This window comes from Actinomadura sp. 7K507, from assembly GCF_004348425.1.
Classification (GTDB): domain Bacteria; phylum Actinomycetota; class Actinomycetes; order Streptosporangiales; family Streptosporangiaceae; genus Spirillospora.
In genome coordinates, this window is sequence record NZ_SMKK01000272.1 from 1 (window position 1) to 11,521 (window position 11,521).

9 protein-coding genes are annotated in these 11,521 nt (G+C 70.0%); 4 read left to right on the forward strand and 5 right to left on the reverse strand.

What is annotated here, in order from left to right; translation table 11 throughout:
- The 4 genes from E1285_RS38540 to E1285_RS38555 all read left to right on the forward strand — a co-directional run.
- On the forward strand, nt 1–334 hold a 334-nt coding region (locus E1285_RS38540), incomplete at its 5' end, for an ATP-binding protein (protein ID WP_243723354.1).
- 144 nt (nt 335–478) lie between these two features.
- The gene (locus tag E1285_RS38545; protein WP_132159549.1) at nt 479–1,159 is read left to right on the forward strand and encodes a response regulator transcription factor; all 681 of its coding nucleotides are present in this window, start codon (nt 479–481) and stop codon (nt 1,157–1,159) included.
- Nucleotides 1,160–1,498: 339 nt separating this feature from the next.
- Entirely contained in the window at nt 1,499–2,377 is an 879-nt protein-coding gene (locus E1285_RS38550) for an ABC transporter ATP-binding protein (RefSeq protein WP_132159550.1), read from the forward strand.
- Complete coding sequence (locus E1285_RS38555) at nt 2,374–4,872, forward strand: FtsX-like permease family protein (protein ID WP_243723355.1); 2,499 nt, start codon at nt 2,374–2,376, stop codon at nt 4,870–4,872. The genes E1285_RS38550 and E1285_RS38555 overlap by 4 nt, the downstream gene beginning before the upstream one ends.
- Before the next feature lie 139 nt (nt 4,873–5,011).
- Here E1285_RS38555 and E1285_RS38560 read toward each other — a convergent pair whose 3' ends face one another.
- The 5 genes from E1285_RS38560 to E1285_RS38580 all read right to left on the reverse strand — a co-directional run bounded on the left by E1285_RS38560 (nt 5,012) and on the right by E1285_RS38580 (nt 11,143).
- A complete protein-coding gene (locus tag E1285_RS38560) occupies nt 5,012–6,058 on the reverse strand; it encodes an ABC transporter ATP-binding protein (RefSeq protein ID WP_132159555.1) in 1,047 nt (348 codons plus the stop codon).
- Between the two features lie 95 nt (nt 6,059–6,153).
- Nucleotides 6,154–7,221 carry an ABC transporter ATP-binding protein gene (locus E1285_RS38565; protein WP_132159551.1) on the reverse strand — a complete coding sequence of 356 codons (1,068 nt, stop codon included), beginning with the start codon at nt 7,219–7,221 and terminating at the stop codon, nt 6,154–6,156.
- Nucleotides 7,221–8,234, reverse strand: a complete 1,014-nt coding sequence (locus tag E1285_RS38570; protein ID WP_132159552.1) for an ABC transporter permease — start codon at nt 8,232–8,234, stop codon at nt 7,221–7,223. The genes E1285_RS38565 and E1285_RS38570 overlap by 1 nt, the downstream gene beginning before the upstream one ends.
- 108 nt (nt 8,235–8,342) lie before the next feature.
- Complete coding sequence (locus E1285_RS38575; protein WP_207947127.1) at nt 8,343–10,106, reverse strand: ABC transporter substrate-binding protein; 1,764 nt, start codon at nt 10,104–10,106, stop codon at nt 8,343–8,345.
- Between the two features lie 44 nt (nt 10,107–10,150).
- A complete protein-coding gene (locus E1285_RS38580) occupies nt 10,151–11,143 on the reverse strand; it encodes an ABC transporter permease (protein WP_132159553.1) in 993 nt (330 codons plus the stop codon).
- Nucleotides 11,144–11,521: the final 378 nt, after the last annotated feature.

Consider the following 11,521-nt stretch of genomic DNA (forward strand, 5'->3'; position numbering starts at 1 on the left):
GCTGTGGATCGAGGGTGAGGCGCGGGCTCCGTCGCCGGGGGTGGATGTGGCGGCGTTCCGGTTGATCCAGGAGGCGCTGACGAACACGTTGAAGCATGCGGGTTCGCAGGCGCGGGCGTGGGTGCGGCTGTATTACGGGGATCGTGATCTGACGGTGGAGATCGAGGACGACGGGCGCGGCACTGCAACGTTCATGGCGGACAATGGCGACAATCCCGGGCATGGTCTGGTCGGGATGTACGAGCGGGTGGCGCTGTACGGTGGCGAGTTGAAGATCGGTCCGCGGGTCGGCGGCGGGTTCGGTGTGCGGGCGCGGTTCCCCCTTGAGGCGTGAACCGGCCGCGCGGCCGCGCGGGCCGGCGGGTCGGGCGGGAGCCCGACGGGTCGGGCGGAGGCGCCCGGGGGTGGGCGGGTGCGCTGTGAGGCGAGGAGCGGGGACGATGGTGCGACCGGGTCGCGGGGCCGGCGGGATGTCGCGATGAGCGCGGTGCGGGTGCTGCTCGTCGATGATCAGCCGCTGCTGCGGACGGGGTTCCGGCTCATCCTGGAGGCCGAGCCGGACATCGCGGTGGTGGGCGAGGCCGGGGACGGCGCGGCGTCGGTGGAGCTGACGCGGTCGCTGCTGCCCGACGTGGTGCTGATGGACATCCGGATGCCGGGGGTGGACGGGATCGAGGCGACCCGGCGGATCGTCCGGGACGGTGCGGCGTCGCATGATCCGAAGGTGCTGATCCTGACGACGTTCGATCTCGACGAGTACGTGATCGAGGCGGTGCGGGCGGGGGCGAGCGGGTTCCTGCTGAAGGACTCGCCGCCGGAGGATCTGGTGCAGGCGATCCGGATCGTGGCGGCGGGCGACGCGATCGTGGCGCCGAGCGTGACGCGGCGGCTGCTGGACAGGTTCGCGTCGCGGCTGCCGGCGGTGCGGGACGAGGCGCCGCCGCCGGGGCTGGACACGCTGACCGAGCGGGAGCGTGAGGTGCTGGCGCATGTGGCGCGGGGGCAGTCGAACGCGGAGATCGCGGCGGAGCTGGTGGTGAGCGAGACGACCGTGAAGACGCATGTGGGGAACGTCCTGGCGAAGCTGGGGCTGCGGGACCGGGTGCAGGCGGTCGTGTACGCGTATGAGACGGGCCTGAGCAGGCCGGGGCAGAGCTGACCGGGGGCGGATGGCTCTGACCGGGGCCCGGTGGCACCGGGGCGGTGTGGGCGGCGCCGTCCCCTGAGGGCCCGCGCGGTGGTCGCGGCGTGGCCGGTGCGCTGCGGGGCGGGGTGGTCTCAGGGTCGGACCCTGAGGTGACCCTGCCTTCCGGGAGGAGGGACGTACTCCGGTAGGACGACCTGGGCGGGGAGTCTCCTGCCTCCGGCGGACGGGCAAGTCAGTTCCTGGGGTCCATCTCAGGAGCCCGCCTGGCTTCTACTGTTTTGTTCGTCGGATCGTCCGGGGGCATCGCGCGGTCCGTCCCAGGCTCTGCCCACTCAATTACGGGAGTTTCACGTGACGAACACCGCCCCATCGACCGCCGGCGCGCAGACCGTGCCCGGTCCGGGCGACTTCGCCGCACGGACCCAGCAGATCGCGAAGGTGTACGGGCGCGGCGACGCCCAGGTCGTCGCGCTCGACGGGGTCACGGTCGGCATTCCCCGCGGCCGCTTCACGGCGATCATGGGTCCGTCGGGGTCCGGGAAGTCGACCCTCATGCACTGCATGGCGGGCCTGGACTCGGTGGACTCCGGTGAGGTGTTCATCGGCGACACCGAGCTGACCCGGTTGAAGGACAAGCAGCTCACCCGGCTGCGCCGCGACAAGGTCGGTTTCATCTTCCAGGCGTTCAACCTGGTGCCGACGCTGACGGCGCTGGAGAACATCACGCTGCCGATGGACATCGCGGGCCGCAAGCCCGACAAGCAGTGGCTGGACACCGTGGTCGACACGGTGGGGCTGCGGCCGCGGCTCAAGCACCGGCCCTCGGAGCTGTCGGGCGGGCAGCAGCAGCGGGTCGCGTGCGCCCGCGCCCTCGCCGCCCGCCCCGAGATCATCTTCGCGGACGAGCCGACGGGGAACCTGGACTCGCGGTCCGGCGCGGAGGTGCTGGGGTTCCTGCGGGACTCGGTGCGGCGGATGGGCCAGACGATCGTGATGGTGACGCATGACCCGTCCGCGGCCGCGTACGCCGATCAGGTGCTGTTCCTGTCGGACGGGCAGATCGTCGACACGATGGCGGGCCCGACGGCGGAGCGGGTGCTGGAGCGGATGAAGGGCTTCGAGTCCGGTCCGGCCGCGGCGCCCGCCGGGCCCGCCTCGGCCGGGCCCGCCTCGGCCGCTCCGGGCGCGGCCGTTCCGGGCGCGCAGGGGCCGGGGGGCACGCCGCGATGATGGCCAGGGTCACGCTCCGCAACCTCGCGGCGCACAAGATCAGGCTGCTGCTGACGGGCGTGTCGGTGCTCCTCGGCGTCGCGTTCGTCGCGGGCACGCTGATCTTCACCGACAGCATGAACAAGCAGTTCGACGAGCTGTTCGGCGGGATCAGCGAGGACATCGCCGTCGACGTCCGGGCGAAGAAGGTCGTCGGCGGCGACGGCGACGGCATGGGGGGGCAGCCGGTGCCGGCGACGGTGCTGGAGCGCCTCAAGGGCGTCGAGGGGGTCAAGGACCCGATCGGGAACGTCACCGGGTACGCGGCGGTCGTCGGCAAGGACGGCGAGATCGTCGGGACGCCGCAGAACGGCCCGCCGCAGCTCGGCGTGAACCTGACGCGCAGCACGTTCTACGACGTCACGTCCGGCCGCGCGCCGCGGGGCCCGGCCGAGGTCGCCATCGACGAGGCCACCGCCGAGAACGGCAAGCTGGCCATCGGCGACACCACCCAGGTCGTCACGGCCGGGCCGCCGCAGCGGATGAAGATCGTCGGGCTGGTCGACACCGGGAACATGATGGGCGCGACCGTCACCGCGTTCGACACGCCGACGGCGCAGAAGCTGCTGCTGAAGCCCGGCTACTTCACCGACATCGAGATGCAGTCGTCGGGGCCGTCGGAGGAGGAGCTGCGCGACCGCGTCGCGCAGGTCCTGCCGGCGAACCTGGAGGCGATCACGGGGACGGAGATGAGCGAGGAGGCCCAGAGCGACATCGCGGAGATGATGGGCTTCTTCCGGACGTTCCTGCTCGCGTTCGCGCTGATCTCGATCTTCGTCGGGGCGTTCATCATCTTCAACACGTTCTCGATGCTGGTGGCGCAGCGGACCCGTGAGCTGGCGCTGCTGCGCGCGGTCGGCGCGGCCCGCGGGCAGGTGACGCGGGCGGTGATCGGCGAGGCCGTCGCGGTCGGGGTCGTCGGGTCCACGCTCGGGCTGGTGGCCGGGGCGGGCCTGGCGTCGCTGCTGCAGTCGCAGATGGGCGACGCCGGGCAGGGCGGGCTCACGTTCACCGCCACGCCGGTGATCTGGTCGTACGTGGTCGGGATCGTGGTGACGGTCGTGTCGGCGTACTTCCCGGCCCGCCGCGCGGCGAAGATCCCGCCGGTGGCGGCGATGCGCGACGACGTGGCGCTGCCGCAGCGGTCGATGCGGATCCGGATCGCGCTCGGGTCGCTGCTCACCGCCGCGGGCGCGGGCCTGATCGCCCTCGGCCTGGCCGGCAGCGGGAACCCCGCGGCCCTCGTCGGCGCGGGCGCGTTCGGAGTGTTCGTCGGCGTCGCGATGCTCGCGCCGGTCATCAGCGTCCCGGTGCTGCGGGTGCTGGGCGCGCCGGCGGCGCGGCTGATGGGGGCGCCGGGGCGGCTGGCGCGGCAGAACGCGCTGCGCAACCCGCGGCGCACCGCCGCCACCGCCGCCGCCCTGATGATCGGCCTGGCGCTGATCACGACGGTGAACGTGCTCGGCTCGACGATGCGGGCCTCGGTCGACGAGCAGATCGACACGCAGGTCGGGACGGACTACCTGGTGCAGGCGCAGGGCCCCGGCGGCGTCAACGCCGAGGCGCAGCGCAAGATCCAGGACGCGCCCGGGGTGGTGGCCGCGTCCCCCACCTACGACGGGGAGGCGAAGATCGCCGGGGAGGACGTCTACTACATGGCGGGCGACGCGGCCGCCGTCGTCCGCGCCGCCAGGCTGAAGGTGGTGTCGGGGAGCGCGTCCACCGGCCCGTCCACGTTCATGCTGGACGAGGACACCGCGGAGGAGCAGGGCTGGAAGGCCGGCGCGGTGGTGCCCGTCCAGTTCCCGGACGGGAAGACCGAGCGGCTCACGCTGACGGGCGTGTACGCCAAGAGCGACATGATCGGGCCGCGGCTGCTGTCGCAGCAGGTGCACCTGCGGCACACGCTGACGCCGACCGTCTCGGCCGTGCTCGTCGACACCGCCACCGCCGACGCCGCGACGAAGTCGGCGCTGGAGTCGGCGGTGGAGGCGTACCCGAACGTGGAGGTCGAGGACCAGGCGTCGCTGAAGGAGGACGCCCGCGCGCAGGTCGACGGGTTCGTGACGTTCCTGACGATCCTGCTGATCATGTCGGTGATCATCGCGGCGGTGGGGGTGGTCAACACCCTGGCGCTGTCGGTGATCGAGCGGACCCGGGAGATCGGGCTGCTGCGCGCGATCGGGATCTCCCGGCGGCAGCTGCGCCGCATGATCCGGCTGGAGTCGATCATGATCGCGGTGTTCGGGGCGGTGCTCGGCATGGGCATCGGGATCGCGTTCGGCGCGGCGCTGCAGAACGCGCTGGCCGATCAGGGTCTCGGCGTGCTGTCCATTCCGTACGGGACGCTCGTCGTGTACCTGGCGGTGGCCGCCGCGATCGGTGTGCTGGCCGCGCTGTGGCCGGCGTGGCGGGCCGGGCGGATGGACGTCCTGAAGGCGATCTCCACCGAGTGACCGCTTCCCCCGGATGAGCGTGCACCCGCGCGCAAAGACCCGGTCCCCTCGACGTCGAGGGGGCCGGGTCTTTTCCGGTGCGGAGGGCGCGCCGGGGGGAAGGACCGGCGGGCGCCCTGTCCGCGGGCTCGTGCGCCGCCTACTCCGCGGGCTCGTCGGCCGCGGCCTTGGCGGTGGACACCCTGGCCTTGGCGACGGCGTCGGTCGCGCTGACCGTGGTGTTCTCCGGGAAGTGGCAGGCGGCGTAGTGCCCGGGGCTGAGCTCCTCCAGCGGCGGCTCGACCTGCTTGCAGATCTCCTGCGCCTTCCAGCAGCGGGTGTGGAAGCGGCACGCCGGCGGCGGGTCGAGTGGGCTCGGCACGTCGCCCTGCAGCCGGATCCGCTTGCGCTCGCCGCGCTCGGCCGGGTCCGGGATCGGCACCGCCGACAGCAGCGCGTTGGTGTAGGGGTGCATCGGCCGCTCGTACAGGTCCGCCCGGTCCGCCACCTCGACGATCTTGCCGAGGTACATGACGGCGACGCGGTCGGAGATGTGCCGCACGACCGACAGGTCGTGCGCGATGACCACGTAGGTGAGGTCGAGCTCGTCCTGCAGGTCCTCCAGCAGGTTCACGACCTGCGCCTGCACCGACACGTCCAGGGCCGACACCGGCTCGTCCGCGATGATCAGCTTCGGCTTCAGGGCGAGGGTGCGGGCGATGCCGATGCGCTGCCGCTGCCCGCCGGAGAACTCGTGCGGGTAGCGGTTGTAGTGCTCGGGGTTCAGCCCGACCAGTTCCAGGATCTCCTGGACGGCCTTCTTGACGCCCTGCTTGGCCTCGATGTTCTGCAGCTTGAACGGTGCCCCGACGATCGCGCCGACCGTCTTGCGGGGGTTCAGCGACGAGTACGGGTCCTGGAAGATCATCTGGAGGTCGCGGCGGAGCGGCCGGAGCCGGCCCTGCGACATCCTGGTGATGTCCTGCCCCTCGAAGGTGATCTTCCCGAAGCTGGGGTCCAGCAGCCGCATGATCATCCGGCCGGTGGTGGACTTCCCGCAGCCCGACTCCCCCACCAGGCCGAGCGTCTCGCCCTTGCGGACCGAGAACGACACGCCGTCGACGGCCTTGACCGCCGCGACCTGCCGGCGCAGCAGCCCCGCGGTGACCGGGAAATGCTTTCCGAGACCGTCCACCTCCAGCAGCAGCTCGCCGTCCTCGAACGAACGGGGCTCCTTCGCCGGGGTGTTCGGCTCGGCCGGGGTCTTCGATGTGCTCACAGTCTCGTTACCACCCGTGCTCGTCACAGCTTCGGCCGGATCTCGTCGGTCCAGATCTCCCGACGCCGCTCCAGCGGGAGATGGCACGCCGCCTTGTGGCCGGGCTCGACCTCGACCAGCTCGGGCCGCTCGGTCTCGCTCTTGCCGTCGTTCAGGTCCTTGTAGGGGCAGCGCGGATGGAACGCGCACCCCGGCGGCACGTTGATCAGGCTCGGCGGCGACCCCATGATCGGCAGCAGCCGCTCGGACCGCTCCCGGTCCAGCCGCGGCATCGAGCCGAGCAGGCCCCACGTGTAGGGGTGCAGCGGCCGGTGGAAGGTGTTGTCGACCGACGCCTGCTCGACCGACCGGCCCGCGTACATCACCAGGATGTCGTCGGCCAGCTCGGCGACCACGCCGAGATCGTGGGTGATCATGATGACGGCGGAGTTGAACTCCTCCTGCAGGTCGCGGATCAGGTCCAGGATCTGCGCCTGGACGGTCACGTCCAGCGCCGTCGTCGGCTCGTCGGCGATCAGCAGCTCCGGGTCGCACGACAGCGCCATCGCGATCATCGCGCGCTGCCGCATGCCGCCGGAGAACTGGTGCGGGTAGTCGTCGACCCGCTGGTCGGGCCTGGGGATGCCGACCTTGCCGAGCATGTCGACGGCGTGCTTGCGCGCGACCTGCTTGGACACGTCGTTGTGCACCCGGTAGGCCTCGACGATCTGCTGCCCGACCGTGTAGAACGGGTGCATCGACGACAGCGGGTCCTGGAAGATCATCGCCATGTCGCGGCCGCGGAGGCGGCGGACCTCGGACTCGGCGGCGTCGACGAGCTCCTTGCCGTCCAGCCAGATCTCGCCGGACACGCGGGCGTTGCGCTTGTTGTGCAACCCCAGGATGCCGAGGCTGGTGACGCTCTTGCCCGACCCGGACTCCCCCACGATCCCGAGGGTGCGGCCGCGTTCCACCTGGAACGACAGCCCGTCGACCGACTTGACCAGGCCGTCGTCGGTCGGGAAGTGGATCTTGAGGTCGCGGACCTCGAGGAACGCCGCGGGAGCCTCGCCGTTGCCCGCGGTCTCCGCGGCGGGCGCCGTGCCGGTCATCAGGCCAGCCTCACTCTCGGGTCGACGACGGCGTACAGCAGGTCGACGATCAGGTTGATCACCACGATGGACGTCGCGGTGATCAGCGTGACGCCGAGCACCATGGGCAGGTCGCCGCTGCGGATCGAGCCGATCGCGAGCTGACCCAGCCCCGGGATGCCGAACGTGTTCTCCGTCAGCACCGCGCCGCCCAGCAGCAGGCCGAGGTCGAGGCCGAAGACGGTCAGGATCGGCGTCAGCGACGCGCGCAGGGCGTGCTTGGTGACGACGGTCCTCTCCGGCAGCCCCTTGGCTCGGGCGGTGCGAATGTAGTCCTCGTTCATCGTCTCCAGCATGCCCGCTCTGGTGAGCCGCGCGTACATCGCGGCGTACAGGAACGCCAGGGTGACCCAGGGCAGCACCAGCGACTGGAACCACGTCACCGGATTCTCGGTGATCGGGTTGTAACTGCCGCCCCCCGGGAAGATTTTCAGGGTGTAGCTGAACAGGGCCAGCGAGACCAGGCCGGTGAAGTAGATCGGCAGCGACACCCCGCTCAACGCGATGATCATCGTCGCCCTGTCCCAGAGCGTCCCTCTTCGCAGCGCGGAGATGACACCCGTGGTGATCCCGCCGGCCAGCCAGATGACCGCGGCTCCCGCGGCGAGCGACACCGTCGCCGGGGCCCGGTCGAGGAGCGTCTCCAGCACCGGCTGGCTGCTGCGGAAGGAGTACCCCAGGCACGGCGCCGGGCAGCGGTCGGTGACCGGGCCGGCCTTGTAGTCCTTGCCGGCCACGATGGCCTTCAGGTAGCTCCCGTACTGCACGACGATCGGATCGTCCAGGCCGAGCCGCTCTTTGGTGTCCTCGATGGCCTCCTGGCTCGGCGCCTTGCCGACGTACGCCGCGGCCAACTGGTCGGTCGTCTGCCCCGCCAGCTTCGGCAGCCCGAAGAAGATGCCGAAGGTCACGAAGCTGACCAGCAGCAACATGAGGACGGCGCCGATCAGGCGCCGGACTATGTATGCGAACACATTGCGCGGCCCCACCCGCCGGCCGGGCGGACCTGTGGGTCCGGACCCGGCCGACGGGCGTCGCCTTCACCTGCCTTCAGATGGACGCATGAACGCGGGGAGGAACTCTTACTCCTCGACGCCCATGTTGAGGTAGTCGTACATGCCGCCGTAGGCGAGGGTGATCCCGGCGTTGGTGACGCGCTCCGGCCGGTACATCAGCGCCTTGGCGTACACGAGCGGAACCTGCGTCGCCGTCTCCATGATCAGCTTGTCCGCCTCGCCGTAGGCCTTCAGGCGGGCGGCCTCGTCGGTGTTGGAGATGGCGTCGTCCAGCGTCTTGTTGACCTTCGGGTCGTCCAGCTCGGCCAGGTTGGTGCCGCCGGACGGCTTGATGGACTCGCCGTGGGCGATCTGGGCGAGGAACCCGTAGCCGGTCGGCCAGTCCGCCGCCCACGCCATGATCATCATGCCGACGCCGTGCTCGTGGACGTAGTCCGGCACGCCGACGTACTTGTTGAAGTAGTCACCGGCGGGCCACTGCACCAGCTCGACGTTGATGCCGACCTTCTTCAGGCTCTGCTGGATCGCCTGAGCCATCGCGACTTCCTTGGACCGGTCGGACCGGGCCGAGATCTTGGTGCTGAAGCCGTCCGGCTGGCCGCACTGCTGCAGCTCCTGCTTGGCCTTGGCGATGGTGGCCTCGTCCAGGCCGCCGTTCTCGGCCTGCTTCTGCGGGTACTGGTCGAACTTGGTGTAGCCCTTGACGGTCGGCGGGATCACCGTGGTGGCGACGTCGCCGCCGGCGAGCGGGCCGCCGTAGGCGGTCTGCGCGGCGACCTTGTCGGTCGCGTACTGCACCGCCCTGCGGCAGTGGACGTTGTCCAGCGGCTTGACGTGGACGTTCAGCGACATGAACCGCAGGAAGCCCTGGATCGGGTTGTCGACGAACGGCTTCTGGTCGTCGGCCAGCACCTTCGGCTGCGCCGCCGCCTGGACCCCGACGCCCGCGATGTCCATGTCGAGCGAGCCGGCCAGCAGCCGCTGGTCGATGTCGTCGCCGTTCTGCTTGAGCTGGATCTCGATCTTGTCGGGCAGCGCCTTGCGGATCGGGTCCGTGCTCTTGTCCCAGTGCGGGTTGCGCGACAGGGCCATGGACTTGCCGCGCGTGTAGTTGTCGACCTTGTAGGGCCCGCTGGAGACGATCGAGTTCGCGTACTTCAGGCCGGTGTCCTTGGCCTTCGGCACGGGCATCGTCTGCGACATCGCGACCAGGTAGTCGAACTCGGCGAACGGCTCCTTCAGGTGGAACACGATCGTCTGGTCGTCCGGGGTCTCGATGGCCTCGAGGCCCTTGTCGCTCTTGTCGTCGTACGGCCCCTTGTAGGCGGGGTCGTTGTCCTTCAGGTACTGCTTGAAGTACTTCGGCCCGAGCTGGAGTTCCTTGGTGTAGTTGCTGCGTTCCACCGCGTACTTGACGTCCTTGGACGTCACGGTGCTGCCGTCGTCGTACTTGACGCCGGTGCGCAGCTTGTACGTCCAGGTCTTGCCGTCCTCGCTGACCTGCCCGAGGTCGGTCGCCAGGTCGGGGACGACCTCCAGGCTGTCCTGCCCCGCGGCGGGCTTGAACGTCGTCAGAGCGCGGCCGTACTGGCGGGCGATGTTCTGGGAGAACGCGTAGTAGGTGTCGCCGGGGTCCGGCGAGTCGAAGTCGTCAGAGCTGGCCAGCTTGAGCGTGCCGCCCTTTTTGTCGGAGGTGTTGACGACCTCGTTGACGCCGGCGTTGAAGCCGGGGCCGTCCCCTCCCGTGGTGTCCCCGCCGCCGCAGGCGGCGAGCCCCGCGGCCGCGACCACACCGGCCGCGAAGACCGCGATCGGTCTCATCATGTTCATGTGCAGGCGCACCCTTTCAATAGGCGGGTCGGAGGAACCCGAAATCACTTGGCCCTTGGGTCGAGAGCGTCCCGGAGCCCGTCGCCGAACAGGTTGAAGGCGAGGACGGTGATGAAGATCGCCATACCGGGAATGATCATGTACATCGGGTCCGACTCGTAGATCGGCACCGCGAGCGTGAGCATGCCGCCCCACGAGGGGGTCGGGGGGATGACGCCGACGCCGAGGAACGACAGCGCGGCCTCGAACAGGATGTTGGTCGGGATCAGCAGGGTCGAGTAGACCAGGATCGGCGCGACCAGGTTCGGCAGGATCTCCTTGAAGAGCACATGGGTGTTGCGGGCGCCCATGCTGCGCGAGGCGTCGACGAACTCGCGCTCGCGCAGCGACAGCGTCTGCCCCCGGATGATGCGGCCGATGTAGGGCCAGTTGAAGAACCCGATGACGATGACCAGCACCGAGATGCGCAGCCCGTTGCCGCTCAGCCCGAACGCCCCGTCGGAGACGACGCCGACCAGCGCGATCGCGAACAGCAGCAGCGGGAAGGCCAGGAACGCGTCCATGGCGCGGCTGATGACGAAGTCCACCCAGCCGCCGAAGTAGCCGGCGGTGATGCCGAGGATCGTGCCGAGGAGCACCGACATCAGGGTGGCCAGGAACGACACGAGCAGCGAGATGCGGGCGCCGTGCACGATGCGGGCCAGCATGTCGCGGCCGGTGCCCGGCTCGACGCCGAGCCAGTGGTCGGTGCTGATGCCCGAGTGCCAGAACCCGTACTTGGGCCGGTTGTAGGTCGGGTCGATCAGGTTCTGGTGGTAGGTCAGCGGGTTCTGCACGAAGTACGGGCCGAAGATCGCGATGAGGATCAGCGCGAACACCACGATCGCTCCGGTGAGCGCGACCTTGTCGCGCTTGAGCCGCATCCAGGCGATCTGTCCCAGGGAGCGCCCCTGGATCTTCTTGCGGTCGACTCCGGCGAGCACCGCCTCCGGCTGCGCCTCGGTGTCGGATCCGCTCACCTCGATGGGTGCGGCCACGCTCCATACCTCCTACCGTCCGGCCACTGGTTCGGCCACGCCGCCGGCGCGGACCGGTGGCCGCGGAGATCATCCGCCGCCGCCGTGCGCGTCACGCCGCGTTGCTGAAGGGAAACGTAGTCCTTCGGCCACGACTGTCCATCCGCGGGACGACCTTCGCCAGTACCCGTATCTGACTTGTGATCTCGCCGTCATCTGGGGCACACGCACCCCGGCAACGCTTCGGGCAAATCGCCCGAATAGTACGTTTCATGCACTATCGGTGGGCACCCAGAACCGGTCTAGACCGCAAAGCTTTACCGTTCCGAGTCCGTTCCGATATCGATTCTCCGCAGGTCAGCGTCCGGGCATACGACGACGACGGGCCGGGCCGCCCCC